Genomic DNA, 24,891 nt, shown 5'->3' with positions numbered 1-24,891 from the left:
CCCGCTCTCTTTGAAGCGGCACTCGAACCTCTTCCCCCGGGCGGCCTCGACACCGGACGACCGCCGTCAAAGGGGCGAAAAGTTTCACCTAACACGTGAGTAATGTCAATTATCGACATATGTCAAGACGTGCCATACGGTGGGCGCGTCTAGCGGTCCACCCGGAGGTAGCAGGTTCCGCGCGCCCACGGTGCGCCGCTTACCACCAACGAGGAGCACCCCCATGACTCTCGTCCGCACGCGATTAGCAGCCCTCGCCACCTCGACTCTCGCCGTCCTCCTCATCGCCGCAGGCCAGCCCGCCCTGGCGGTGGCCAAGGACAGCCCGCTCCAAGCGGCGTTCGCCAAGGCGGCCGCCGCGCAGGACGTCCCCCGCGACCTGCTCGTCGCGCTCGCCTACGCCGAGACCCACCTCGACGGCCACAAGGGCGAGCCCAGCGCCAGCGGCGGATACGGCGTGATGCACCTGGTCAGCAATCCGACCAACCACTCGCTCGAGAAGGCCGCCGAGCTGACCAAGCTCCCGGCCGACAAGCTGAAGGCCGACGACGAGGCGAACATCCTCGGCGGCGCGACCGTGCTGCGTTCCCTCGCCGACGGGCTGGGCCTCGACGAGACGGCCAGGAAGGACGCCGGGCGCTGGTACCAGGCCGTGGCCAAGTACGGCAACGCCTCCTCGCCCGAGCTGGCCCGCCTCTACGCCGACGCCGTGTACGAGCAGCTCGGCCTCGGCATCGACATCCGCGGCGTCCAGGTCAAGCCGCAGGAGGTCACCGCCGACCGGGGCGAGCTCGCCAAGGCCCGCCAGCTGAACGCGCAGGCCGAAGTGGCCAGCCCCGACTACCCGCCGGCCGCGTGGGTGGCCGCCAGCTCCAGCAACTACACCGCCTCCAGCCGCCCGTCGGCCTACGCCATCGACCGGGTGGTCATCCACGTCACCCAGGGCTCGTACGCCGGCACCATCTCCTGGTTCCAGAACTCCGCCGCGCAGGTCTCCGCCCACTACGTGGTCAAGTCCTCCAACGGCGCCATCACCCAGATGGTGCGCGACAAGGACATCGCCTGGCACGCCGGCAACTGGACCTACAACACCAGGTCCATCGGCATCGAGCACGAGGGCTACGTCGCCGACGCCTCGTGGTTCACCGACGCGATGTACCGGGCTTCCGCGGCCCTGACCAAGGCCATCTGCGACAAGTACGGCATCCCGAAGGACCGCAGCCACATCATCGGGCACAACGAGGTCCCGGGTGCGACCCACACCGACCCGGGCTCGTACTGGAACTGGACCACGTACATGAACTACGTGACCGGTGGCGGCACCCCGTCGTGGTCCACGACCATCGACAACACCACCTCCGGCCAGTTCACCGCCAGCGCGAACTGGGGCACCTCCACCTACTCCAGCCAGCGCTACGGCGCCGACTACCGCTACGCCGACCCCGTCGCCGCCAGCGACCCGGCGTGGTACTCGGCGACCATCCCGAGCGCGGGCACGTACCGGGTCGAGGTCTGGTATCCGGACGATCCCGGATACAACAGCTCGGCGCCGTTCATTGTGGCGGCGTCGGGCGGCAACCAGACCGTCTACGTCGACCAACGCTCCGGCGGAGGGGCCTGGAAGAGCCTGGGCACCTTCTCGCTCAACGCCGGCACGTACAACGCCGTCGGCGTGAGCCGCTGGACCTCGGGCACGGGCTACGTCATCGCCGACGCCGTCCGCATCAGCCGGGTCTGAGAATCACCTCGTACGGCCCGCGTCCCCTCCGCAGCGAGGGCGCGGGCCGTACCTTCACGTCTCAGGGGACATGCCGTGCCGGTGGGGTGGTGTCCGAGAGTCAGCCAGTCTGATCATCGGATCGGACCGATCGGCGTTCCCAGGCCAGGGCCGCGACCACACCGATGGCATAGGCGACCAGGTCCCATGGGTCGGGGAACGCACCGACCAGGACACCGCCGATCCCCGGCGGGGTCATGCCGACTATTTGGTAGAACTCGACGGCGGCGGCGATCGCGGCCGTGGCCAGGGTGCGGCGTGCGGCGGTGGTGCGCCACAGCAGCCCCAAGAACGCGTAGACCAGCATGGTGGCGGCGACGTCGCTCACGTAACCGCGGATGAACGGTTGTCCCGGGCCCCGGTAGAAGAGGACGAACGCGCCGACGGCGAGGGCGGCGCCACCCAGAAGGAGCATGGTGCGGCGCATGAGATTGACATCTTCTCCGAATCTCAACGATCAGGACGACCTGATCATAGAGTTCGTCCCCTATGGCGGCATGCTGATTGCGTCAGGTCAGCGACCGCACGGTGGAGTGCCAGCACTCTCCTCGCCTCTCTGCTTCATCCGCAAGGGACGGGTCAGAGGTCGAATTCGCCGAGCTTCGCGCCGCCTACGAAGGCGCGGAAGACGCCTCCGCGTACGATCATCGGCGGGACATCGGGCTGCTCGGAATCCCTGATCGCGTACCGGTCGCCGCTCAGCTTGGCCGCGTAGAGGCAGTCCCCTCCGTTCGGGCCGGAGAGCGTGGACTTCGTCCACTGCGCGGCATCCAACTCGGCGCGCAACTCGTCACTGATCTTCATACTTCGCTGCCACCTCACGTACTAGTCGCTGGCTCACGTGCATGGGATGTGCCCATTTGTGGATTGCGTCGTATATGACGTTAACGCCCCTTACCATCTCCTCGCGAGCGGATACGGCACCCTGCACGGCGTCTTCGAGGTAGACGTGGTCCTGCATGTCGCACCCCTGGGCGAGGGCGAAGCCTCCGAGCACACCTGCCGTGGCGCCCACTTCCAGGGGCACGATCTGGAACGAGATGTTGGGCCGCTCGGCCATTTTCAGCAAATGCTCCAACTGCTCGCGCATCACGTCCTTTCCGCCAACCGGCCGAAGGAGCACGCATTCGTCGAGCAGGGCCCAGTACATGGGTGGATCCTCGCGCTCGAACACCGACTGTCGCCGAAGCCGCGTCTCGACGGCTTCTTCGACCCACTGCTCGGTGGCCCTTGGTGCGACAGAAAGCATGGCCCGCGCGTAGCGAGCCGTCTGGAGGAGCCCTGGGACCACGAGCGGTTGCCAGGTTCGGATGGTGTGTGCCCTTTCCTCCACCTTCGGCCACTCGCTGAACCACTTCGGAGTGGACATGGCGGTGGTGTTCGGCAGGAGCCCGAAGAGCTCCCCGTTCAGCCCCAGAATCGCCTCGGCCGCCAGGGTGAACTTCTTGCTCGGCCTCCGCTTACCGCGCTCGATCAGCCCGACCAGGCTCTCGCTGCATGAGAGCAGGTCTCCCAGGGCCGTTTGAGAAAGACCTGCCGAGTTACGCGCCTTTTTCAGTACCTCGCCGTAAACCTCTGTCGTCATGTCATCGCCCTTTCGCAGGACCCGGACAAGTGCCAGCACGTCTGTCTGAAAACGGACTGTGACGAGCCGATTACAAGTTAGCCCGGCGGCGGCACCCTGGGAAGTGCTTTCCAGACACCTGGTCAGCCTGTTGTCCGAGCCAAATATCGGCGTAACAGAACAAAGGCGGTGATTTTGTGCGGGCAAGAACCACATCAGCAGAGCTCGCCGATGTCGTCCTATGGCGCGACACGACGCTGCGCCGCAACGACAAGACGTCGTGGCAGGCGCGGCAGGCGACCGGGCTTTGGCTCACCGACAGCCATCCGACGGTCCGCTCCGACGCGCTCCAGATCGTCTCCGAACTGGTGGCCAACGTCATCCAGCACGTCCCGGGCGGCAGGCGGCGCGACTGGGTCAAGGTCCGGCTGGGCTTCGGCGACGGCTTCGTCCGCCTTGAGGTGATCGACCCGGGCGCTCCGGAACCGGAGCCGCGCTTCGTCCCTCGCCAGTTGGGCCCCATGGAGGAGTCGGGTCGCGGCCTCGGCATCGTGACCCGGCTGAGCGCCAGATGCGGCACGCACGTCACCGAGGACGGCCACCGCGTCGTGTGGGCCGACGTCGTAGCGGGCGTGCCGTGACGGCGATCAGGAGGATTCCCGGCTGGGAGATCATCGAAGGCGCCGGAGGCGGCTACATCGCCATCCGCACCGTGCTGGTGTCCGAGCACAGCGCGCTGTCCAACGTACGGTGCGGCGCGACCCTGCCGGAGTTGTTCGAGCATCTGGAGGAGGAGACGCGCCGCAGGGCCAACTCGAACGCCCGTGATCGAGCAGGATGACCGGTCAGGCGGTGGCGCCGCCGTCGATCACGTGGTCCTGGCCCACGACGAAGCTCGACTCCGGCGACGACAGCCACAGCGCCGCCGCCGCGACCTCCTCCGGCGTGGCGACCCGGCCGATCGGCAGCGCGCCCCTCATGCGCTCGTCCCGCTCCTCCCGGGTCTCGCCGGGCCGCGTCGCCATGGGCGAGTCGATCGGGCCGGGGCTGACGGCGTTGATCCGTACGCCGTCCGCGATGTGGTCGCGGGCGGCGGTGCGGGTCAGAAAGCTCACCCCCGCCTTCGAGGCGGCGTACGCGGCGGCTCCGGGCAGCCGCCAGTGCGCGCCCAGGTTGGAGGCCACGTTGACGATGACGCCACCGCCGTGGGCGCGCATGTGGGCGATCTCGTGCTTCATCGACAGGAACACGCCCTTGAGGTTCACCGCGAGCGCGGTGTCCCAGACGTCCTCGTCGTAGTCGGCCAGCGGCGCGAGCATGCCGAAGACGCCGGCCGCGTTGAGCGCGACGTCGAGGCCCCCGTACCGGGAGACCGCGGCCTCGACCATGGCGGCGACCTCGGCCGACCGCGTGACGTCCACGGCGAACGCGCTCGCCCGCCCGCCCCGCTCCTCGATCAGCTTCACGACCTCGGCCAGCCTGGCCGTGTCGCGCCCCGCGACCAGCACGGAAGCGCCCTCACCCGCGTACGCCAGCGCCGCTGCCCGTCCCAGGACGCCGCTCGCGCCGGTGACCAGGGCGACCTTGCCCTCAAAGCGATTCATCTATTCCATACCAATCGTTCTCAAATTTGGACGGCGACCATGGCCTGGTCGACCGCGTCGCGCAGGCGGCGCGGATCGGGGTCGGCCCTGCCGAGCACCCTGATGCCCTGCAGCAGCACGAGCAGGAACCTGGCCAGCGCGTACGGGTCCTTCCCCGCCGGGATCTCGCCCTGGGCCCGCGCCCGGACCAGGGTGGCGGCGAGCACGGTCTCCAGCCCCGCCCAGCTCTCCGTCACCTTGCGGGACACGGCGGCGTCGCGCGTGGCGAACTCCACCGCCGTGTTCACCACCATGCAGCCCCGCCGCAGCTCGTCGGCCAGGCACTCCGCGACGTACGAGTCGAGGAAGGCCCGGACGGCGGGCAGCGCGGGCCCCGGCTGGGACAGCCGCTCGACCACGTTGTGCTGCTCCAGGTAGCGCTCCAGCGCCTTCAGGTAGAGCTCGCGCTTGCCGCCGAAGGTGCCGTAGATGCTCGCCCGGGCGATCCCGAGGTGCTCCACGAGGTCCGCCATCGACGTCGCCTCGTATCCGCGCTCCCAGAACAGCTCCAGAGCCTTCTGCAACGCCACCTCGGGATCGAACTCCTTGCTCCTTGCCACGGGGCCAAGCTAGCACATTCAAGAACGATCGATCCAATTATCTAGGAGTGAGCACCCATCGCCAGGAGCCGTCCTGGTCGGATCGGCGGTTCGCGCCGAGCTGCGTCGTCCGCTGACCGTCCACGCTCACCAGGACCAGCCCGTTGTTGAACTCGCTCTCGCACGACCCTGCGCACCCCATGGCGATGACGTTGTCGTCGTCGGCCCAGGCGTGCAGCTGCAGCACCCGCTGCTGCCCGACGACCTGGCCCGTCCCCGCATCCGTGATCTTGGTCGGCAGGCCGTCGGGGCCCAGGACCAGGCGGCCGTTCGGGGAGCTCGCCGAGACGTGCGAGTAGTCCACGTACCGGTCCCCCTTGGGCCACTCCGCCTTTTCGCCGTCGAGGGTGTAGAAGACCCGGTCCGGAGAGGTGGAGGTGGGCGCCCAGAGCATCGTGCCGTCCAGGCTCCAGCCGAGGTCCTGGCGGCCGTTCACGTTGAACGGCTTGTCGTCGTTGAACATCGCGTCGGCCATCGGCGGCAGCTCGTGGTAGTCGGCCGTGCCCGCCTCGGCGTCGACGATGTAGTAGCCCGTACGTGGGCTGCTCCCGGGAACGGGGCCCGCCTGGTCGCCCTTCCCCTGCAGGGTGTCCGGGTAGCTGGAGTACGCCGTGGCCAGGACCTTGGTGCCGTCAGGGGACCACGCGACCGACCCGACCGGGTGTTCCAGGTCGATCCACTTGAGGATCTGCCGGGTGTTCAGGTCGAGGATGCCCAGCCGCTTGCTGATCAGCTCCCCTTCCAGCACGGCGGCCACCTGCAGCCCGGGGGCCACGTCCACCCAGGCCCACGAGGTCTTCTCGTAGCCGTCGGTGCGCGGGTCGTACAGCGACCACGTGCGCACGACCCGCTGCTCGTTGTCCGAGACCTGCTCCCGGCGGATGGTGTAGTACGCGGACACTGCCATGCGTCCCGCGGCGATCAGCTTGACCGGCGGGCTGTGCTCCGTGTCGGTCCGCACGTCGGTCGGCGCGGGTGATGGGCGCGGGGGCAGCGTGACGCCGGTGGCCGCGCGCATGGTGGCCTGCGGGTCGCGTACGGCCGGCCCAGCGCCGCGCAGGCCCACGGCGGACACCGCGATCGCCGCCACCAGCCCCACGGCCAGCACCACCATGCCGACGGGCTTCCAGGCGCGCCTCCGCAGCGCCCGGTCGGCCAGATCGTGTGGCACCCTCGTCTCGTCGGCCCACTCCTGCAGCGTGTCCCTGAGCAGTCGCGTCATTTGGCCGCCTCCAGTTCCCTGGCCAGTTCGGGGGCGATCTCGCGCAGGCGGGCCAGCGACCTGTGCGCCGTGCTCCTGACCGTTCCGACAGAACAGCCCAGCGCCCGCGCCACGTCCTGCTCGGGCAGGTCCTCGAAATACCGCAGCACCAGCACGGTGCGCTGCCGCGCCGTGAGCCGCGCCAGCGCCGACCGCAACACCATGCGCAGCTCGCTCTGGTGGTTGAGGTCCCGGTCCGCCAGCTCGGGCGGCTCCGCCTGCACCACCTCGCCGCGCCGCCTGCTCGCCCGCCACCAGCTGATCTGCTGGCGGTACATGATCTGCTTGGCGTACGCCTCAGGCGCGTCCACCCGCCGCCACCGGCTCGCCAGCTTCGCCAGCGCGGTCTGCACCAGGTCCTCGGCCGCGTGCTGGTCACCACCGGTGAGCAGGAACCCGAGTCGCATGAGTGCGGGGGAGCGCGCAGAGACGAACTCGCGGAAACGTTGCTCGTCCGCGACGTCCACGATCACCTCCAGGGGATAGTCATCACCCCCTCAGACGCCCCCCGGCCGCCCCGCTATGCGTCACGGGGCCAGGGGGTTGGGTACGGGGACGGCCCGCATGTCGCCGCCCCCGGCGTTCAGCCAGCGCAGCAGCAGGTTGGCCTTGGCCGGGATGTGCGTGGCGCCCAGCAGATCGCGCAGCTCGTCCGGATCCCCGTGATCCTTGCCGCACCCCGTGAACACCGTCCTGGCCCGTGCCCACAGCTCCCCCCGCAACCCCGGATGGCGCGCGGCCAGGGCTCCCGCGATCTCGCAGAGGTTGTTGGTCACCAGGCAGTACACCAGCCGCTCCCACGCCTGCGCACCCCCGACGCCCTTCAGCGACGGGTGCCGCTCCGCGACGAGCTTGACCCCCTCGTGGTCTCGGAAGACGGCCTGCGCGGGAAGCCCGTGCTCGTCCACCGCGATCAGCACGTTCTGCAGATGGCACTCCAGCACGACCCCATGACGGAAATAGGCGTGCAGGAGCGGGGGGACCACGTGATCCAGGTACCGCTCCCACCACACGAGCGCCGGTTCCTCGCCCAGCCCGTCGAGCGGGTTGCCGGGGAAGCCCTCGCTGATCCCCGCCGCGAGCAGCACCGTCAGCCCCGGGCGCACGTGTTCGCGCAGGCCGTCGCGGACGATCACCGCCAGCGCCTCCCCGCCGTCCCGGTCCAGCTCGGCGCTGCGGTAGCCGCGGTCGCGCAGCACGGCGGGCCGGGCCACGTGGTCGGGCAGGTCGTCGAACGCCTGCCCGACGACCTCGGCCACCACGGCCAGCCTGCTCAGGTCGCGCAGCCACAGCCGCCGGATGTCGTTCGTGATCCGCACGTCCAGGCTGAACTTGCAGAACAGGTCCAGCTCGGGCAGGTACACCGTACGGATCGACGAGGTCGGTGAGGCGAGGGCCCCGGTGACGCCCACGTGGCGCAGCGGCGGGCCGCCCAGCAGCTCCACCTGCCAGGGATGAGCGGGCAGCAGGGCCAGGCCGTCGCCGGGATGCGGCCCCAGCCGGTCGAGCGCGCCCGCCTCCCCCACCTCCACCAGCCGCTCGGCCGGCACGCCGAACAGCGGCAGCGCGAAGCTCGCGTACGCCTCCGGCGCGTACGGGAGCCAGGCCCCCGGACCGGACCCGCCGCGGGCCTTGGGCGCGGGGTGGTAGCGATGGCCCGCGACGAGGGCCTGTTCGGAACGCAGGTAGAGGTCCGCGGGCGGCGTCCCGGCCCGCCTGGCGGCCAGCAGGGCGGCCATGACGTCCCGGCTGTGCGTGATCTCGGCGGGCAGCGTGTCGTTGTCGACCCCGGTCCCCGCACGCAGTTCGGCGGCCGTCAGCGCGACCAGGTCGTCCAGGGAGAGGAGGCGCCAGCCGTCGGACGTCCGCTGCTCGGCCCGGTCCGGGAACCGCCCGCCGGCGACGCGCAGGAGCCGGCCGGTCGCGGGCAGCAGGAAAGCGCCGGCGCGCGCGGGCCGGGCCACTTCGCGGATCAGGCAGTTGAGCAGTGCCGTCGTCGCGAGGTTCGCGGCGTCTGTCTGTGCCTCTCGCGGGAGAGGAAGAAGGCCGTCGGTAGGTGCCATGGCGACCTTATCCCTACCCTTTGTCCCTATTGGTGCCAACAGGGTAGCTACTGGGCGTGTTTCCTGGAAATGGTGGGAATTATGAGGCGTTGGGAGGCGGAATTCGCGGCCGACCTTTCCCTGGTGCGCCCGGAGCTCTCGGCGGCGTACTTCGCGGCCCTCCCGGACGCGCGGGCCGCCGTACTCGGCCGCCTCTGGCGCAGCCTCCTCCACGAACCGCTCCCCGGGCTCCTGGGCACGCGGGGACAGGACCGCGTCGAGCTGGCGGACGGCCGCGTGCTCACCGGGCCGGCGCGGGAGCCGTACGACCTCGGGGGCGAGCCGGCGCTCTGGCTGGACGACCACCCCCACACGCACCCCGCCGAACTGCTCGCCGCCCTGGACCTGCCCGGCACCGCCGGGCTGGTCGAGGACCTGGACAACAGCGTGGCCTCGCTGGCGCTGTCCCGCGCGGAGCCCGCCCGCGTCCCGGCCACCCCCGAGGAGTACGAGCAGAGCGTGGTGGACGGCCACCCGTACCACCCGGGCTGCCGCAGCCGCCCCGGCGTCTCCGTGGCGGAGCAGCTCGCCTACATGCCGGAGCACCGCGCCGTCGTCCGCCTGGACCTGCTCGCGCTGCCCGCCGCGGACTGCCTGGTCTCGGGCCCGTGGCCGGCCGCGCTCATGGACGGCGACCGGCTCCTGCTCCCCGTGCACCCCTGGCAGAGCGCCCACGTCCTGCCCGCGCTGGGCCTGCGTCCGCAGGTGACAGGCGCCGTCCCGGCCCGCCCGCTGATGTCCGTACGGACCCTCGCGCCCCTCGACGGCGGCCCGCACATCAAGACGGCGTTCAGCACCCGGATGACCTCCGGCGTCAGGGACATCTCCCCCGGCTCGGTACGCGACTGCGTCCACCTGTCGGACCTGCTCTTCACCCTGTCCGGCCGGCTGGGCGGGCGGCTCGGCATCGCCCGCTACCTGGCCGGCGCCGCCGGGAAGGTGAACGGCGAGCACAGCCCCGACGTGTCGGCCATGCTCCGCGAGCCGACCGGGAACGCGATCCCCGTCGGCGCCGTCACCCGCGCGACCGTGCGGGACCCGGCGGCCTGGCTGGCCGCGTTCGCCCGCCTGGTCTGGAGGGACGCGCTGGGCCTGCTGGCGCTCGGCGTGGCGCTCGAGGCGCACGGCCAGAACCTGCTCGTCGAGCTCGACCCGGACGGCCTCCCGCGCCGGCTGGTCTACCGGGACCTGGCCGACGTCAGGATCAGCCCCGCCAGGCTCGCCCGCAACGGGATCGAGGTGCCGCCGGTCAGCGCCAGGCTGCTCACCGACGACCCCGGGACGCTGCACGCCAAGCTCTTCGGCGGGCTCGTCGGCACCACGTTCGGCAGCCTGATCGCGCTGTTCTGCCGGGGCGACCGGGCCGCCGAGTCCCGGTTGTGGGACGTCGTGGCCGCGGCCGCGCGCTCCGCGGAGTTCGCGTGCGCCGAGGACCGCCGGGCCCTGTTCGGCCCGCACCTCACGGTCAAGGCCCACCTGCTCGCCCGCCTGGAGGGCGCGCCGCCCGGTGACAGCTGGACCAGGCTGCCCAACCCGCTCGGCTCGTGACCGGTCAGGGGGCGAGTTCGGTGACGGGGAGGCGGCGGAAGGCGATGCTCTCGTACGCGCCGAAGTCGCCGGTCTCGAACAGCAGGCCCACCGTGTCCCCGTCCACCCGGACCAGGTCGGAGTAGGCCGCCGGCAGACCCGACACCGTGTGCGCGACCCGCCAGGTCACCCCCAGGTCGTCGCTGGCGCGTACGGTCATCAGCGCCCGCGCGTCCGGAGCGGCCGGCCCCGAGAACAGGAGCACGTCCGGCGACGAGCACCACAGGGTGCTGCCCTCCACCACCGGCCCCACCAGCCCCGCCTGGGGCCGGAAGGGCAGCAGGAGGGTCTGGCCGCCGTCGGCCGAGTAGGCGTCGGCCCTGGTGCCGGGGGCGGTGGACTCGGTGCGCGTGTTGAGGTAGAGGCGCCCGTCCGGCAGCTCGGTGGCCGTGGTCTCGTTGACGTTGACGTATCCGTCCGGGTTGTCGTCGACGTATCCGATGCGCCAGGTCTGGCCGCCGTCGTCGCTCAGCAGCCCGTGGCCGCCGTTGTACTTGCCCTCGGTCCCGTTGTCGGACCCGCCGGGCGGCAGCGAGTGGTTGGCGGGGACCACGATCCGCCCGCTGCGCAGCGCTACGGCGTGGCCGGGAGCGGTCGCGTACCAGCGCCACTCGGAGCGCTTCACGCTGCCGGTGATCTCGCGAGGCGCCGACCACGTGACCCCGTCGTCCGAGCTGACCTGCACGAACACCCGCCGCCCGTCGGCCGCCGCCACCTGGCCGCGCCGGATCTTGTCCTCGGTGGCCTGCGGCCCCTGCCTGACGAAGACCAGCACGATCCGGCCGTCGGCCAGCGCCACGGGCGCGGGGTTGCCCGCGGTGCCCCGGCGCGGCTCCGTGGCGACCACCTGCAGCGCGCCCCAGGTCCTGCCGCCGTCCGTGGAGCGCCTGAGCACGACGTCGATGTGGCCGGAGTCCCCGGCAGAGGCGTGCCGCCCCTCCGCGAACGCCAGCACGGTGCCCGCCTTCGTCACCACCGCCGCGGGGATCCGGTACGTGTTGTAGCCGTCCGTCCGCTGCCGGTACGGCACTGACGTCGGGTAACGATCCGCCATGCGGGCACGCTACGGCCGCCGGGTGAACGAGACGTGAAGACGAGTGTGACGGGCGGTGGAGGAGGGATGTAAGGGACAGAGGGGGCGTCCAACCGGCCTGTCCTCAGCATGGCCGGGCCGGCGGCATGAAAGAGTTCACCCCATAAGCGAGTGCTCCTGGAGGCGTGGTGGCTGACGAGTTCGACGTCATCGTGATCGGTGCCGGTCCCGCCGGTGAGAACGTCGTGGACCGGGCGGTCCGCGGCGGCCTGACCGCGGCGATCGTCGAGGAGCGGCTGGCCGGCGGCGAGTGCGCCTACTGGGCGTGTGTCCCGAGCAAGGCGCTGCTGCGGCCGGTCGACCTGATAGGCGAGGTGGCGCGGGTCCCCGGGCTGTCGCTGGGGCCCGTCGACGCGGAGGCCGTGCTGGCCCGGCGCGACGAGACCGTCTCGAACTACAACGACTCCGGGCAGGTCGGGTGGATCGAGAGCGTGCCGGCCGAGTTCGTACGCGGGCACGGGCGGCTCGACGGCCCCAAGCGCGTACGCGTCACCACCGAGGACGGCGGCGAGCGGGTGCTGACGGCCCGGCAGGCCGTCGTCCTGGCCATGGGCAGCACGGCGGCCCTCCCCCGGGTCCCCGGGCTGGTCGAGGCGGAGCCCTGGACCAGCCATGAGGTGACCGCGGCCCGCGCCATCCCCGAACGGCTGGTCGTGCTCGGCGGCGGCGTGGTCGCCTGCGAGATGGCCCAGGCCATGCACGGGCTCGGCGCGCGGCAGACGACCGTGCTGGTACGCGGCGGCGGGCTGCTGGCCAGGATGGAGCCGTTCGCGGGAGAGCTGGTGGCCGAGTCGTTCGCGGAGGCGGGCATCGAGGTGCGCACCCGCACCGACGCCGTCAGGATCGAGCGCCCCGAGCCCGGCGGGAAGGTGACCGTCCACCTGCCCGAGGGCCCCCCGGTGGAGGCCGACGAGCTGCTGGTCGCGACCGGCCGCCGGCCCGCGACCGGCGACATCGGGCTGGGCACGATCGGCCTGGCCGACGGGAAGTACGTCGAGGTGGACGACAGCATGCGGGCGACCGGCGTCCCCGACGGCTGGCTGTACGCGGTCGGCGACGTCAACGGGCGCGCGCTGCTCACCCACATGGGCAAGTACCAAGCCAGGATCTGCGGTGACGTGATCGCCGCGCGGGCGCGTGGCGACGAGTTGCCCGCGATGCGGGATCTGGCGGACGGGTTCGGCGCGCCGCAGGTCGTCTTCACCGATCCGCAGGTCTGCGCGGTCGGCAGGACCGAGGCGGTGGCCCGGGAGGACGGGTTCCGGGTGCGCGTGGTGGACTACGAGCTGGGCTCGGTCACCGGGGCCTACCTGCTGGGCGACGGCTACCGCGGCCGGGCCAGGGCCGTGGTGGACGAGGACAGGAAGGTGCTGCTCGGCGTCACGTTCGTCGGGCCGGGCACGGCCGAGCTGCTGCACAGTGCCACGATCGCGGTGACGGCCGAGGTGCCGCTGGAGCGCCTCTGGCACGCCGTCCCGTCCTTCCCGACGGTCAGCGAGGTATGGCTGCGCCTGCTGGAGGCTTACGGCCTCTGACGCCCGGAGGAGTCAGGGGCGGGGGTCGAGGGGCGCGGGTGCGCGGACGACGGCGAGCCGCGGGCCGAGTCGTCCAGCATCAGCTCCGCCACCGTCTCCTCGACGCTCTCCCGCAGCTCCACCCGCGACAGCAGGTCAGTCAGCCGCAGCACCGACAGCAGGTGGTCCGACGGCCGGACCAGGATGATCCGGCCGCTCCCCTGCTCCTCCATCCGCTGCATCGCCATCGCCAGCACCCCAATGACGGACGAGTCGTAAAAATCCAGATCCGCAAGATCGAATACGAGCACGGGCCCCACACTCCAGTCCCACACCGCGTTGATGCAGGCGCTGAAGCGGACCCGGCCCGCGTGGTCGAGCTCGCCGCCGGCGCGCAAGACCGTGCAATGGAGGTGCCGGATCGTCTCGATGTACAAGCCGTTCCTCACCTAGAAACGACTTCCCCCTGAGCGGGGATATCACGGATTTTCGCGATTTTTTGGGAGCTCCGGGTTGCCGAGCGGCCCGTCCAGCAGCTTGCGCAGGATCGCGGCGAGCGTCTCGGTGTCCTCGGGGGTGAGTGGGGAGGCCAGGTCGGCCAGGTTGGCGGCGTGCTCGGTGAGCGTCTCGTCGATGATCCGCAGGCCCTCGCCGGTCAGCCGGACGTGGAAGCTGCGCCGGTCGTCGGGGTCGAGGCTGCGCTCGACCAGCCCCGCCGCCTCCAGCCGGTCGAGCCGGTTGGTCATGCCGGCCCGCGACATCATCAGCACCGCCGACAGCTCCGACGGGATCAGCGTGTACGGCGGGCCGGCCCGGCGCAGCGCGGCCAGCACGTCGAACTCCCCCTGCCGCAGCCCGCGCCGGGTGAGCACCCGGTCGACCCGCGGCTCCAGGACGCGCATCACCTGGGCGAGCCGCCCGAAGACGCCCATGGCCGTCAGATCGAGATCAGGCCGCTCGCGCCGCCACTCCCCGAGGATCCTTTCGACCGCGTCGTCCATGACCCAGGATTTTATTCGAGCAGGGATAGTTCACGCCCGTACTAGTGCGTGGCGCCCGACTCCAGCGTCGGCACCGCGCCCAGGCACTGACCCATGATCACCAGGTACGGCGATCCCGTGGGGCTGGGCAGCGTGAGCTCGGTGACGTTGCCGTCCGTGCGCAGCTCGGGCAGCCCCAGGTCCCCGTCCCTGATGCTGATGACCCGCTCCACCGGCGGCGCCGCGATGCCCAGCAGCTTCCTGGTGGCGTGCCGCATCCAGCGCCACTCGCTGTTGACCCGCCGCCACGTCGCGGGGATGAGGCTGGCCGGCTCCGCCTTCGTGCCCAGCCTGAGCGTGAGGCGGCCACTCGACCCGAACGTGTCCTTCAGCACCGGGTTGACCACGAACATGCCCGCGCGCAGCACGCGTGTGCCCTGCCGATTGCGGTTGGCCAGGCCGCCCGCGCTGATCAGCGAGGACACCTCGCAGCGCAACCCGTCGAGCGTGTCGGGATCGAAGTCCACCGCCGGCGGCTCCTCGAACACCACCTTGTCCAGCCGCAGCCCGGCCACGCCGTCGGGCACGACGTGCCCCGACACGGCCTGGCGGACCTCCTCGCTGACCCCGTCGCCCTCCGTGATGTCGAGCACCTCGACGCAGATCAGCCCGTCGTCGGGGATCTCATCCGCCGTCAGGTCGAAGGCCACCTGGGCGTGCGCCCGCCGCCCCCTGAGCAGCACGCACTGGCGCAGCCGCCCCTGGGAGCGCACCTGTACCAGGCGCGGCTGCAGGCCGACCAGGTCGGTCTTGCCGGCGTCCCAGCCGCTCACGGACCGATCGTCGGTCGACAGCGACACCAGCACCCGCAGCGCGCGCCCCTGCGCCGAGACCTTGAACCCGGCCAGCCCCGAGGTCTCGAACCTGCCCACGATCGAACTGCCGCGCTGCAGCCTGTCGGTCACCTGCAGCGCGGCGATCTGGCCGCTGCGCACGTGGACGGGCGGGATCGCGGGGAGGATCAGCTGGTCCAGCTCGGTGGCGGATCCTGGGGTGCTCATGGGGTGCTCCTCGTGAATGACGACTCTTCCGGCTCGTGGAAGCTGCTCATGGGGTCTTCGTCGGTACGGACGACATCGCCGAACCGCGGGAACCGGTCAAAGGCGTTCCTGATGAACGGCCCCGCCGGGTCGTGGAAGTCGAACCGCGTGAGCATGGGTTCGCGCCTGGTCCACATGCGGGCGACCGCGCTGTAGAGAGGGTCGCCGTCGCGCTCCACGTGCCACAGGTTCACGGCCAGCGCCCGCGCGTAGTCGACGCCGTACTCCCAGTGCGGCAGGAGCTGGGTGGGCACGTCCGCGCCGCAGCGGCGCAGCCAGAGCCACAGGCGGGCGCGGTCGCGCTGCTCGGGCTCCAGGATGGACTCGCCCTTCTCGTGCTTGGCGATGGCCTCGTCCAGCCACAGGCGGATGTCCGACGGGTCGCGCGCCACGTGCGTGCCGCCGCAGGCGCTCCCCACCGACCAGCCCGCCTGGACGACCGGGATGCCGAACGCGGGCAGGTCGCTGTCGCCGAAGGTGACGCACACGTCCGCCATGCTCCACAGGAGGTTCGTGGACAGGGCTCCCGTCACACACCTCACCCGGGAGTGCGGGTAGCCGACGGGGTCGAGGAACAGCCAGTTCGCCGACGGGTCCGACGAGGCGAAGTCCACCGTCGACTGGAACAGCTCGGTGTCCTCGCCCGGCGTGTGGCCGAAGACCGCGATGGTCGGCCGCCGCGGGTCCAGGCCCAGGCGGGCGCAGCCGTAGTCGCGCAGCTGGTTCCGCTCGGTCTCCGTGCGGATCTGGTAGCCGCTCTTGGCCCGCCAGGCCGTCCGCTCCGCGCCCGGCCTGATCGTGTCCCGGTACGGCCAGACGTGCCGCTCGAAGAACGCGCCGACCCTGGCGGGCAGCTCCTCGCGGAACGAGCAGGGCCCCTGGTCGGGGAAGATCGCGTACGCCTTCAGCGACCCCGTCCCGTGGACGTGCACGACCGGGATGTCCCTGATCACGTACGGATCCGCCCGGCTGGTGACCAGCGCGGCCGGCGGCACCCGCGGCCGGCCGTCCCCCTCGGCCCCGAACATCTCCGCCAGCCTCCGCCACTCGGGCTCGACCAGCGCGAACAGCCGCGCGGAGAGCAGCTCGCAGACCGCCTTCGCGACCATGAGCGTCCGTACCACGACTCTGATGTCCTGGTCGAACGCCTCGGCCACGACGCAGCTCTCACCGCTGGGGCTCTCGCCCCAATATGTCCTCGCAGCGGCGAGCAACCGATCGAAATGCTCGCCATCTCCGGCACGACGCATAAGTCCCCCCACCATGACCGGCAGGAAACAGACATTGCCAGACGGGCGGACGATCACCCGCGCGTCAACACGCTTCTTTGCCCGCACCTGGCAGAAACTGAAGATCGTCACAGGCGCCACAGGCGCCCCACCCGCCACGATCCGGCGTAACGACGCCAGAGCCGGAAAAATCCCGCTTCCCGTGCGAACAAAACTGCCCCATGCGGCGTCCAAGCTTTTACCGAGAGCACGTCATGGCGGGGTTTAGGATGCACCCTAATGCCACGAGGGGGAGGTTTTACAACCATGGGTTCCCGTTTGTCGAGTATCGCGCGCCTGACCGGGGCGGCGGCAGCGGCCGGTGTAGTGGCCGCGGCCATCGCACTGCCCGCGGTCGGAGGCACCGGAGCGATGTTCGTCTCGGCATCGGAGGACCTAGGCCTCAAGGCGCGGGACCTCAAGGAGCCGCCCCTCGCGGAGAGGACGACGGTGCTCGACTCCACGGGCAAGCCGATCGCGACGTTCTACGAGGAATACCGCGAGAACGTCAAGCTCGACGACATCGCCGAGATCATGAAGACGGCCATCATCTCGATCGAGGACTACCGCTTTTACGAGCACGGCCCGATCGACATCGAGGGCACCGTCCGCGCCCTGGCCAAGAACCTCACCTCGGGCGGCATCGCCCAGGGCGGCTCGTCCATCACCCAGCAGTACGTCAAGCAGGTGCTGCTCAACTCGGCGAGCACCACCAAGGAGAAGAACGCGGCCCTCGAGGCCAGCTACGCCCGTAAGCTCAACGAGCTGCGCTACGCGATGGCGATCGAGGAGAAGTACACCAAGAACGAGATCCTCGAGAAATACCTGAACATCGCGTACTTCGGCGCCCGGGCCTACGGCATCGAGGCGGCCGCGAAGCGCTTCTTCGGAGTCAAGGCCGCCGACCTGACCCTGCCCCAGGCCGCCACCCTGGCCGGCGCCGTGCAGGACCCGCTCCAGACCGACCCCAGTCGCGGCAAGGAGTTCAAGGAGCGGCTGCTGTTCCGGCGCAACGTCGTGCTCGACCGGATGGCCGAGCTGAAGAAGATCACGCCGGAGCAGGCCGCCGAGGCCAAGAAGACCAAGCTCGGCTACAAGGGCACCCCGCTGCCCGGTGGCTGCGAGGCCAGCGACTACCCGTACTTCTGCATGTACGTCCGCAACGAGATCCTCAGCAACACTGACTTCGGCAAGACGAAGAAGGCCAGGACCGCGTTCCTCAACCGGGGTGGCCTGGAGATCAAGACCACGCTCGACCCGAAGATGCAGAAGGCCGCCGAGCTGGCCATCAAGAAGCACGTGTTCGCCTCCGACAACCCGGTCGCCTCCGAGGCGCTCGTCCAGCCGGGCACGGGCGCGATCAAGGCCATGGCCGCCAGCCGCAAGTACGGGACCAGCAAGCGCAAGAACGAGATGTCCTACAACCTCGTCGCCAACGCGGTGCACGGCGGCGGCACCGGCTTCCAGGCCGGCTCGACGTTCAAGACGTTCACCCTGCTCACCGCCCTGAAGCAGGGAATGAAGATCAACGACGGGATCTCGGTGGGCAGCGGTTACCGCGCTCCGGCCTACTGGTCGTTCAAGAACTGCAAGGGCCAGAACATGGGTGAGCCCAGCTTCACCGTCACCAACGCCGAGGGCGGCGGCGGTGGCTTCAAGTCGCTGGCCACCGGCACCTGGGGCTCGGTCAACACCTTCTTCATGGCGCTGGAGCAGAAGGTGGGCCTGTGCAACGTGGTCAAGACGGCCAAGTCGCTGGGCATCGAGCGCTCCGACGGGCAGGACCTGCAGGAGTTCGAGACGTTCACGCTCGGCATCAACGAGATGGACCCGGTGACCGTGGCCAACGCGTACGCCGCGATCGGCGCGCGCGGCAAGTACTGCGAGCCGATGGCCATCTCCTCGATCAAGGACCGCGACGGCAAGGTCACGAACTACAAGCCCAAGTGCAAGCAGGCGCTCGACGCGGAGGTCGCGGACGCCGCCTCCAGCATCCTTTCCGGCGTGTTCACCAAGGGCACCATGAAGGGCGTCGGCGGCATCGGCCGGCCGGCCGCCGGCAAGACCGGCACCACGGACGAGCAGTCCACCGCCTGGTTCGCCGGGTTCACCCCCGACCTCGCGGGCGCGGTCAGCATCGGTGACCCGCGCGGCGCGGTGACGCACAAGCTGAACCGCATCACCATCGGCGGCCGGTACTACCCCTCGGTCTTCGGGGCGTCCATCCCCGGCCCGATCTGGAAGGACACCATGCTGTCCGCGCTGAAGGGCATCCCGGCGACGGACTTCACCCCGGTGAACACCGCGCGCTTCGGCGGCTGCGGTTCGAGCTGCCAGCCCCAGCAGCCGGTGCGCCCCCAGCCGGACGACACGGACGGGGGCCTCGACGAGGCAGAGATCGGCACCAACGTGACTCAATGACCGGATAGGGCAAAATCAGACACGCAAATATTGCGTGATCAACGTTCGGCACAAAAACAACTGTCGGTTACCAGGGCCTCTAGCTGAGCAAATTCGGAGTGCGTCCGCACAGTGGGACGCACTCCCAGCAAAGGCCCTATTAACAGCGCCGAAACATTGGTAACGTGGGAGCGCTCCCAGGATCTTTTCCGCGAGGTGCTCCATGACCGAGCAGCCCACACTGGCACAGGTGGCGGCCGCTGCAGGGGTTTCCCCCGCGACCGCATCTCGAGTCCTCACGGGCTCGGTGCGGGTCAGTACCTCGACCCGCCGGCAAGTCTACGACGCCGTGTCCCGCATGGGATACGTCCGCCAACGAGCCCCCCGGGGAACGGCCGCCAAGACCATGGCCGACGGCGTCACGGCGGTGATCTGCGACCACCTCCCACGCCTGTTCTCCGAGCCCTACTACGCACGGCTCCTGTCCGCCGCAGGAGCCGTGATCGCCGAACACGGCACCCATCTCATGGTGACCACCGTCACGCCCACGTCGTCCGTACTGCCGGTGCTGTCCGGCGCGGTGCTGATCGTGGGCGCGCGCGAGCGGCACCCCCTGGCGATCAAGTTGTCCACCTCGGGCGTCCCCGTGCGCAACATCGGCCGCCCGCCACACGACCTCAAACTCCCGTACGCCGACGTGGACAACCTCGACGGCGGCCGCCAGGCGGCGGAGCACTTCCTGTTATCCGGCCGCCGCAACGTCGCCGCCATCGGCGGACCACCGTCCTTACCCGGCGCGCGCGACCGATTAGAAGGCCTGGTACGCACCCTGCAGGCGGCGGGCGCACCCGACGTGCCCGTGGCCTACGGGGACTTCACCGCGGCCTCCGGCACCCACGCCATGCAGTGGCTGTTACGCCACGCCCCAGGTCTGGACGCCGTCTTCGTCGCCTCGGACCTGATGGCGGCAGGCGCGATCCAGGCACTGCGCAGGGCCGGGCGCAAGGTGCCGGCGGACGTGGCGGTGATCGGGTTCGATGACGCCCCGGTCGCCAGGCACACCGTCCCGACCCTGACCACCATCCGCCAGCCCGTCGAGGAGCTCGCCACCGTCGCCACCCGGCTGCTCCTGTCGGGGGCCGCGGGGATCGACCCCGTACTCCCTACGGAACTGGTCGTCCGTGAGTCGGCTTGAGCCGGGGGACATACTGGCCCGCAGGTATCTGTTGCTGGATCCGCTGGCCCGCGGGGGCATGTCGGTCATCTGGCGTGCCTTCGACCAGTCGCTGCACCGGATGATCGCCGTCAAGGTGCTCACCGCCTCACTTCATGCCGGCGGCGGCGAGCGCATGAGCGCCCGCAGCGAGGCGCGCGCCGCCGCCCGGTTCATCCACCCCGACTCCATCGACATCTACGACTACGGCGAGACCGTCACCACGAACGGCGGCGTCGCCGCCTACGTGGTGATGCCGCTGCTCGACGGCACACCGCTGGCCGAGCGCATCGAGCAGGGGCCGCTGCCGTGGACCGAGGCGGCGGCCATCGCGCTGCGGCTGGCCCGGGTCCTGATGGCCGGGCACGCCCGCGGCCTGGTCCACCGGGACGTCACGGCCGAGAACGTGCTGCTCACCGCCGACGGACCCAAGCTGCTCGACTTCGGCATCGCGGCCTGGGCCGGAGACCCCGACGACGACCGCGGCACCCCTCCCTACGTCGCCCCCGAGCGGCTGCTCGGCGCGCCGACCCATCCCGCGGTCGACGTGTACGCCCTCGGCGTGCTGCTGCACACCATGCTCACCGGGCGGACGCCGTACCCGGAGACGACGTGGGAGGAGATCGAGGCCGCGCGCAGGACGTATCCCCCGCCCCGCGTCGCCGGCGTGCCGTACTCCGTGGCCACGCTCTGCCAGCGCTGCCTGGCGGACCGGCCGGACCGGCGGCCGACCGCGGCCGAGATCGTCTCGGCGCTGACCTCCGCGCTGAGTGCGGCGACCCTCGGGCGGCATGTCAGACGTGGCCTCACGGTCGCCGGTTCGGCGGCCGTCGCGCTCTCGGCCCTGCTGTGGTTCCAGCAGACGGGACTTCAGCAGGAGCAGCAGAAGCCGCAGCCGGAGGTGACGGTCAAGGCGCCCCCGACCGCCAGGCTGATCGAGAGCACGCCGGCCACGGCCGCCACCGTCGAGCAGGCCGTGGACGGCTTCAACACGGTGCTGGAGGCCAGGACGCCGTGCGGCGCGACCGACGCGGACGTGGTGCTGGACCTCAAACAGGTGCTGCACGCCGCGGTGGGACCGCACGGCCCGTCGGTGTCGAGGACGGACAACCTGCGCCAGAAACTGTCCGACCGCTTCGGCGAGGGGCGGCTCGCGCCCGCCTGCCTGAGCGAGCTGCAGGCCAGGCTCGACGACATCGACGCCGCGCTGGATCGTGATTGAGGAGGGGTACGGCAGCACCCGCCGTACCCCTCATACGCGGTCCGTACCCCTCGCAAAGCACGCCGCGTGCCACATCCCCTGATGGGAGCGCTCCCAGAGTAGCGCCTGCACCGGCTATGACCAAGATCGAATGAAACTTTCACAGCGCGTTGTCGACGTCGTGCGGGGCGTGATTCAATGCGCTGGCCGGGCGGGCTGCTCGTGGGCGGGTTTCCTCATTCGTCAGCGCAAGGGAATCCCCATGAGGTTATTCAAGTCGGCGGCGATCACCGCCGTCATGGTCCTGATCACGACTGTTCTGATGGTGCCCACGCAGGCACTGGCGCACGGGGTGTCGATGTTCCCCGCGGCGAGGACGTTCCTGTGCTGGCAGGACGGCCTGCGGGAGAACGGCCAGATCATCCCCTACAACCCCGCGTGCGCGGCGGCCGTCGCGCAGAGCGGCACGACCCCGCTGTACAACTGGTTCGCGGTGCTGCGCTCCGACGGCGCGGGCCGGACCACCGGGTTCATCCCCGACGGGCAGCTCTGCAGCGGCGGCACCGGCGGCCCCTACGACTTCTCGGCCTACAACGCGGTGCGCAGCGACTGGCCGCTGACCCACCTGACCTCGGGCGCCACCATCCAGATGCGGCACAGCAACTGGGCCAAGCACCCCGGCGCCTTCAACTACTACATCACCAAGAACGGCTGGAACCCCAACGGGCCGCTGAAGTGGTCCGACCTGGAGCCGTTCGGCAGCGTCACCAACCCGCCCGACACCGGCCCCGCCGGCGCGCTCAACTACTACTACTGGAACGCTCAACTCCCGTCCGGCAAGACCGGCCGGCACATCATCTACACGCACTGGATCCGCTCCGACAGCAACGAGAACTTCTACAGCTGCTCCGACGTCACCTTCGACGGCGGCAACGGCGAGGTCACCGGCGTCGGCCCGGGCCAGAGCACCCCCACCGCCACCCCGACGGTGACGCCGACGGTCAACCCGGGCGCCTGCACCGCCACGTGGAAGGCCACGGACACCGGCTGGGCCGGCCACTTCCAGGGCGAGGTGACCGTGAAGAACACGAGCACCTCGTCGATCAACGGCTGGACGGTCAAGTGGACCTACTCCGGCGGCCAGGGCTTCGACGGCTCGCCATGGAACGGCGTGCTGTCCGGGCAACCGCCCAACGTGGTGGTCAAGAACGCCACCTACAACGGGCAGCTCGCGCCGAACGCGACCACCTCGTTCGGCTTCAACGCCACCGGTTCGATCCCCAACCCGGCCCCGGCCCTGACCTGCACCAGCCCGTGATCAAATCACGTCGCGGGCTTGCCGCGGCACTCGTCACCCTGGCCAGCCTGACCCTGGCCGGGGTGATGTTTTTCGCCGCCCGCCAGCCGTCCTCCCAGCTGAACCAGGAGCTCGCCGCCCAGGTGACGCTCATCCTCGAACAGTCCTCGCCCGACGAGCACCACGCGCACGGCCACGACTTCGACTCGCGCGTCGTGTGCGCCGTGGAGCCCTTCGGGTTCGATCCGCCCGACGCGACCTCCCTCGTCGAGGTGAAGTGGGTCTACGCCCGCCACATGTGCGCGATCACCGGCGCGGGCACCGACTGGGCCACCTCCGTACGGGCCGCGGGCCCGATCGCGGTGCGCGTCGGCATCCCTCCCCTGGTCCGGGTGCCGGAGCCGGGCGTGGGCTATCCGGACCGCGTCAAGCGGCTCATCCCCGCCCGCTACCACGAGGCGGCCTTCGCCGAGTTCCAGGACGAGTCGGCGATCGACGCCGCCCGCGAGCGCTTCGCCGAAGCCGTCAAGACCCAAGCCAAGTAATACAACGGACGCGGCCGACTGGAGGTATCGGCCGCGTCCGTCCCATCCGGGCGGGATGGTCTCATTGGGCAGGGATGTTCTTTCGCCTCACCTCCTCATACGCAGCGGTACGACGGGCGGTTCAGTTGGCACACGTGTAGCCGGACGGCACGGACGTGTTGCCGCTGGGCCGGCTCGCCTGCACCCCGAAGCTCGTGCCGGCGTTGGGTGCGAGTGTGCCGTTGTAGCTCAGGTTCTTGGCCGTCACGGTCTGGCCGCTGACCGTCACCGCGGCGTTCCAGGAGCCGGTGAGCGTGTGGCCGGCCGGCAGCGTGAAGGTCACCGTCCAGCTCGACTTGGTCGAGGTGCTGGTGTTGGTCACGGTCACGGGCTGCACGACGTACCCGGTGCCCCACTGGCTCTGCACGGTGCCGGCAGCGGTGCAGCCGCCGCCGGTGCCGCCGCCGCTGAGCGTGGTGAACGACGCCGTCGGCGACGCGGCGGACTGGTTGCCGGCCGCGTCCCTGGCCTTGACGTACACCTGGTACGTGGTCGCCGGCGACAGCCCGGTCAGCGTGATCGAGTTCGTCGCGGTCGAGCCGAGCGAGGTCCCGGTCGAGGTGTAGACGTCGTAACCGGTCACGCCGACGTTGTCCGTGGAGGCCGTCCAGGACAGGTTCGCCCCCGACGAGGTGATGCCGGACGCCGACGGGGTGCCGGGCGTGCTCGGCGGGGTCGGGTCGGTGGTGCCGCCGCCGTAGATCGAGGCCTGCTTGGAGGTGGCGGCGATGCCGTTGGCGCCGTTGAACAGCCGCCGGCCCCAATCCGTGAGCTGGGTGACGTCGAAGTTGGTGACCTGGTCGAGGTATTCGACGCCGCCGCCGTTGCCGCTCCACGACCAGCCCAGGTAGCCGAGGCCGCGGCTCACGGACTGGGCCATGATCGTGTCCTCGTCCGGGTTGCCGTCGGAGTGGTTGAAGCCGAACTCGCCGACGACCAGCGGCAGCCCCGCGGTCTTGAACGCGTCCATGTACGCGTTGATCTCCGCGGCCGTGTCGAAGACGCCGTACATGTGGATGGAGAAGATCGTGTTCTTGTTCGGGTCGCTGTCGAAGACCGCCCGCGCGTTGTCGCGCATGCCGAACTGCCAGTCCTGACCCCAGTTGGGCGCGTCCACCATCAGCGCGTGCTGGAAGCCGTTGCTGCGCAGCTTCTGGATCGCGGCCGTGGTGGCGGCGGCCCAGCCCGGGGTGACGGCGTTGTTGCCGATCGGCTCGTTGCCGATGTTGACGATGACGTAGTCCTCCTGGCCGACCAGGGCGGACTTGACGCTGATCCAGTAGTTGGCGGCCTGGTCGAGGGTGTAGGCGCCGCTCTGCTCGCCGTACCCGGTGGTGTCGTGGTTCTCCAGCACGCAGATGAGCTTGTTCTGCTTGCAGAGGGAGACGACGTTGGCCACGTCGGAGACGCTGTTGGGGGTCCAGCGGCCGCCGCTCAGCACGACCCGCACGGTGTTGGCCTTCAGCGACTTGATGTCCGCGAACGCCTTGGTCTGCGTCGCGTACCACGTGTGCGCGTGGCTGGTGCCGCGCATGACGAACTCCTGGCCGTTGGCCTCGACGATCTTCGTACCGCTCACGTGAATGCCGACGGCGGCGTTCGCGGGGGCGACGGGGGCGACGAAGAAGGCGAGGAGGCAGGCCAGCGCGGTGATCAGTGATCTCATGTGCTGCCTTTCACTGAGCTGTGGAACCGCCCCCGCCGCTAC

At 70.3% G+C, this 24,891-nt stretch carries 24 protein-coding genes; 10 read left to right on the top strand and 14 right to left on the bottom strand.

Annotated features, from left to right (window positions below; translation table 11 throughout):
- Positions 1-223: 223 nt before the first annotated feature.
- Entirely contained in the window at positions 224-1,738 is a 1,515-nt protein-coding gene (locus ACWDRB_RS25635) for a golvesin C-terminal-like domain-containing protein (RefSeq protein ID WP_355193707.1), read from the top strand.
- Between the two features lie 100 nt (positions 1,739-1,838).
- Here the strand turns inward: ACWDRB_RS25635 and ACWDRB_RS25630 are convergent, their stop codons facing one another.
- From ACWDRB_RS25630 to ACWDRB_RS25620, 3 genes are all read right to left on the bottom strand, one after another.
- On the bottom strand, positions 1,839-2,204 hold the full coding sequence (locus ACWDRB_RS25630; RefSeq protein ID WP_449897472.1) for a DUF2809 domain-containing protein: 366 nt from the start codon (positions 2,202-2,204) through the stop codon (positions 1,839-1,841).
- Positions 2,205-2,356: 152 nt separating this feature from the next.
- Positions 2,357-2,581 (bottom strand): DUF397 domain-containing protein, encoded by a 225-nt coding sequence (locus tag ACWDRB_RS25625; RefSeq protein WP_449897470.1) that lies wholly within the window; start codon positions 2,579-2,581, stop codon positions 2,357-2,359.
- Positions 2,568-3,362, bottom strand: coding sequence for a helix-turn-helix domain-containing protein (locus ACWDRB_RS25620; protein WP_449897468.1), 795 nt, complete (start codon positions 3,360-3,362; stop codon positions 2,568-2,570). The genes ACWDRB_RS25625 and ACWDRB_RS25620 overlap by 14 nt, the downstream gene beginning before the upstream one ends.
- Positions 3,363-3,538: 176 nt before the next feature.
- Between ACWDRB_RS25620 and ACWDRB_RS25615 the strand changes: the two genes are divergently transcribed.
- The gene (locus tag ACWDRB_RS25615; RefSeq protein ID WP_449897465.1) at positions 3,539-3,982 is read left to right on the top strand and encodes an ATP-binding protein; all 444 of its coding nucleotides are present in this window, start codon (positions 3,539-3,541) and stop codon (positions 3,980-3,982) included.
- Complete coding sequence (locus tag ACWDRB_RS25610; RefSeq protein ID WP_449897462.1) at positions 3,979-4,182, top strand: hypothetical protein; 204 nt, start codon at positions 3,979-3,981, stop codon at positions 4,180-4,182. Before ACWDRB_RS25615 ends, ACWDRB_RS25610 begins: the two co-directional genes overlap by 4 nt.
- A gap of 4 nt (positions 4,183-4,186) precedes the next feature.
- On the opposite strand, the gene ACWDRB_RS25605 is transcribed toward ACWDRB_RS25610, so the two are convergent.
- Genes ACWDRB_RS25605 through ACWDRB_RS25585 form a run of 5 tightly spaced genes read right to left on the bottom strand, consistent with a single transcriptional unit; the run spans position 4,187 to position 8,907 of the window.
- Entirely contained in the window at positions 4,187-4,945 is a 759-nt protein-coding gene (locus ACWDRB_RS25605; protein WP_394497730.1) for an SDR family NAD(P)-dependent oxidoreductase, read from the bottom strand.
- A gap of 20 nt (positions 4,946-4,965) precedes the next feature.
- Positions 4,966-5,544, bottom strand: a complete 579-nt coding sequence (locus ACWDRB_RS25600) for a TetR/AcrR family transcriptional regulator (protein WP_350723612.1) — start codon at positions 5,542-5,544, stop codon at positions 4,966-4,968.
- Between the two features lie 37 nt (positions 5,545-5,581).
- Complete coding sequence (locus ACWDRB_RS25595) at positions 5,582-6,805, bottom strand: hypothetical protein (RefSeq protein WP_449897458.1); 1,224 nt, start codon at positions 6,803-6,805, stop codon at positions 5,582-5,584.
- Positions 6,802-7,317, bottom strand: a complete 516-nt coding sequence (locus ACWDRB_RS25590) for a SigE family RNA polymerase sigma factor (RefSeq protein WP_449897456.1) — start codon at positions 7,315-7,317, stop codon at positions 6,802-6,804. The genes ACWDRB_RS25595 and ACWDRB_RS25590 overlap by 4 nt, the downstream gene beginning before the upstream one ends.
- A gap of 54 nt (positions 7,318-7,371) precedes the next feature.
- Positions 7,372-8,907, bottom strand: coding sequence for an IucA/IucC family C-terminal-domain containing protein (locus tag ACWDRB_RS25585; protein WP_449897453.1), 1,536 nt, complete (start codon positions 8,905-8,907; stop codon positions 7,372-7,374).
- Positions 8,908-8,988: 81 nt separating this feature from the next.
- Between ACWDRB_RS25585 and ACWDRB_RS25580 the strand changes: the two genes are divergently transcribed.
- Positions 8,989-10,494 (top strand): IucA/IucC family protein, encoded by a 1,506-nt coding sequence (locus ACWDRB_RS25580; RefSeq protein ID WP_449897450.1) that lies wholly within the window; start codon positions 8,989-8,991, stop codon positions 10,492-10,494.
- A 4-nt stretch (positions 10,495-10,498) separates the two neighbouring features.
- On the opposite strand, the gene ACWDRB_RS25575 is transcribed toward ACWDRB_RS25580, so the two are convergent.
- A complete protein-coding gene (locus ACWDRB_RS25575) occupies positions 10,499-11,587 on the bottom strand; it encodes a sialidase family protein (protein ID WP_449897448.1) in 1,089 nt (362 codons plus the stop codon).
- Positions 11,588-11,754: 167 nt separating this feature from the next.
- On the opposite strand from ACWDRB_RS25575, the gene ACWDRB_RS25570 reads away from it, so the two are divergent.
- Positions 11,755-13,161, top strand: coding sequence for a dihydrolipoyl dehydrogenase family protein (locus ACWDRB_RS25570; RefSeq protein ID WP_449897446.1), 1,407 nt, complete (start codon positions 11,755-11,757; stop codon positions 13,159-13,161).
- Here ACWDRB_RS25570 and ACWDRB_RS25565 read toward each other — a convergent pair.
- From ACWDRB_RS25565 to ACWDRB_RS25550, 4 genes are read right to left on the bottom strand one after another with little or no spacing between them, the layout of a single operon-like run.
- Positions 13,149-13,589, bottom strand: a complete 441-nt coding sequence (locus tag ACWDRB_RS25565) for an STAS domain-containing protein (RefSeq protein WP_449897444.1) — start codon at positions 13,587-13,589, stop codon at positions 13,149-13,151. The genes ACWDRB_RS25570 and ACWDRB_RS25565 overlap by 13 nt on opposite strands.
- Before the next feature lie 30 nt (positions 13,590-13,619).
- Positions 13,620-14,141, bottom strand: coding sequence for a MarR family winged helix-turn-helix transcriptional regulator (locus tag ACWDRB_RS25560; RefSeq protein WP_449897441.1), 522 nt, complete (start codon positions 14,139-14,141; stop codon positions 13,620-13,622).
- A gap of 41 nt (positions 14,142-14,182) precedes the next feature.
- On the bottom strand, positions 14,183-15,181 hold the full coding sequence (locus ACWDRB_RS25555; protein ID WP_449897439.1) for a hypothetical protein: 999 nt from the start codon (positions 15,179-15,181) through the stop codon (positions 14,183-14,185).
- Positions 15,178-16,470 (bottom strand): hypothetical protein, encoded by a 1,293-nt coding sequence (locus tag ACWDRB_RS25550; RefSeq protein WP_449897437.1) that lies wholly within the window; start codon positions 16,468-16,470, stop codon positions 15,178-15,180. The genes ACWDRB_RS25555 and ACWDRB_RS25550 overlap by 4 nt, the downstream gene beginning before the upstream one ends.
- 297 nt (positions 16,471-16,767) lie before the next feature.
- Here ACWDRB_RS25550 and ACWDRB_RS25545 point away from each other — a divergent pair, with 297 nt between their 5' ends.
- The 5 genes from ACWDRB_RS25545 (at position 16,768) to ACWDRB_RS25525 (ending at position 23,144) form a co-directional block, all read left to right on the top strand.
- Positions 16,768-18,909, top strand: coding sequence for a transglycosylase domain-containing protein (locus tag ACWDRB_RS25545; RefSeq protein WP_449897435.1), 2,142 nt, complete (start codon positions 16,768-16,770; stop codon positions 18,907-18,909).
- A 202-nt stretch (positions 18,910-19,111) separates the two neighbouring features.
- Complete coding sequence (locus ACWDRB_RS25540; protein WP_449897433.1) at positions 19,112-20,083, top strand: LacI family DNA-binding transcriptional regulator; 972 nt, start codon at positions 19,112-19,114, stop codon at positions 20,081-20,083.
- Positions 20,070-21,323, top strand: a complete 1,254-nt coding sequence (locus ACWDRB_RS25535; RefSeq protein WP_449897431.1) for a serine/threonine-protein kinase — start codon at positions 20,070-20,072, stop codon at positions 21,321-21,323. Before ACWDRB_RS25540 ends, ACWDRB_RS25535 begins: the two co-directional genes overlap by 14 nt.
- 241 nt (positions 21,324-21,564) lie before the next feature.
- The gene (locus ACWDRB_RS25530) at positions 21,565-22,620 is read left to right on the top strand and encodes a lytic polysaccharide monooxygenase (protein ID WP_449897429.1); all 1,056 of its coding nucleotides are present in this window, start codon (positions 21,565-21,567) and stop codon (positions 22,618-22,620) included.
- Positions 22,617-23,144 carry a hypothetical protein gene (locus tag ACWDRB_RS25525; RefSeq protein ID WP_363977861.1) on the top strand — a complete coding sequence of 176 codons (528 nt, stop codon included), beginning with the start codon at positions 22,617-22,619 and terminating at the stop codon, positions 23,142-23,144. The genes ACWDRB_RS25530 and ACWDRB_RS25525 overlap by 4 nt, the downstream gene beginning before the upstream one ends.
- A 121-nt stretch (positions 23,145-23,265) precedes the next feature.
- Here ACWDRB_RS25525 and ACWDRB_RS25520 read toward each other — a convergent pair whose 3' ends face one another.
- On the bottom strand, positions 23,266-24,849 hold the full coding sequence (locus tag ACWDRB_RS25520) for a cellulase family glycosylhydrolase (protein ID WP_449897426.1): 1,584 nt from the start codon (positions 24,847-24,849) through the stop codon (positions 23,266-23,268).
- Positions 24,850-24,891 lie beyond the last annotated feature (42 nt).

This window comes from Nonomuraea sp. NPDC003707 (assembly GCF_053587055.1).
Note: the sequence above shows the minus strand (reverse complement) of the source record. Positions and strands in the feature narration are given on the sequence as shown.

Excerpts from the sequence above, each read along its gene's own strand:
- ACWDRB_RS25560 (WP_449897441.1), bottom strand. The coding sequence starts at position 14,141 with ATGGACGACGCGGTCGAAAGGATCCTCGGGGAGTGGCGGCGCGAGCGG.
- ACWDRB_RS25595 (WP_449897458.1), bottom strand. The coding sequence starts at position 6,805 with ATGACGCGACTGCTCAGGGACACGCTGCAGGAGTGGGCCGACGAGACG.
- ACWDRB_RS25575 (WP_449897448.1), bottom strand. The coding sequence starts at position 11,587 with ATGGCGGATCGTTACCCGACGTCAGTGCCGTACCGGCAGCGGACGGAC.
- ACWDRB_RS25585 (WP_449897453.1), bottom strand. The coding sequence starts at position 8,907 with ATGGCACCTACCGACGGCCTTCTTCCTCTCCCGCGAGAGGCACAGACA.
- ACWDRB_RS25635 (WP_355193707.1), top strand. The coding sequence starts at position 224 with ATGACTCTCGTCCGCACGCGATTAGCAGCCCTCGCCACCTCGACTCTC.
- ACWDRB_RS25605 (WP_394497730.1), bottom strand. The coding sequence starts at position 4,945 with ATGAATCGCTTTGAGGGCAAGGTCGCCCTGGTCACCGGCGCGAGCGGC.
- ACWDRB_RS25625 (WP_449897470.1), bottom strand. The coding sequence starts at position 2,581 with ATGAAGATCAGTGACGAGTTGCGCGCCGAGTTGGATGCCGCGCAGTGG.
- ACWDRB_RS25530 (WP_449897429.1), top strand. The coding sequence starts at position 21,565 with ATGAGGTTATTCAAGTCGGCGGCGATCACCGCCGTCATGGTCCTGATC.
- ACWDRB_RS25620 (WP_449897468.1), bottom strand. The coding sequence starts at position 3,362 with ATGACGACAGAGGTTTACGGCGAGGTACTGAAAAAGGCGCGTAACTCG.
- ACWDRB_RS25580 (WP_449897450.1), top strand. The coding sequence starts at position 8,989 with ATGAGGCGTTGGGAGGCGGAATTCGCGGCCGACCTTTCCCTGGTGCGC.
- ACWDRB_RS25550 (WP_449897437.1), bottom strand. The coding sequence starts at position 16,470 with ATGCGTCGTGCCGGAGATGGCGAGCATTTCGATCGGTTGCTCGCCGCT.
- ACWDRB_RS25520 (WP_449897426.1), bottom strand. The coding sequence starts at position 24,849 with ATGAGATCACTGATCACCGCGCTGGCCTGCCTCCTCGCCTTCTTCGTC.
- ACWDRB_RS25540 (WP_449897433.1), top strand. The coding sequence starts at position 19,112 with ATGACCGAGCAGCCCACACTGGCACAGGTGGCGGCCGCTGCAGGGGTT.
- ACWDRB_RS25630 (WP_449897472.1), bottom strand. The coding sequence starts at position 2,204 with ATGCGCCGCACCATGCTCCTTCTGGGTGGCGCCGCCCTCGCCGTCGGC.
- ACWDRB_RS25555 (WP_449897439.1), bottom strand. The coding sequence starts at position 15,181 with ATGAGCACCCCAGGATCCGCCACCGAGCTGGACCAGCTGATCCTCCCC.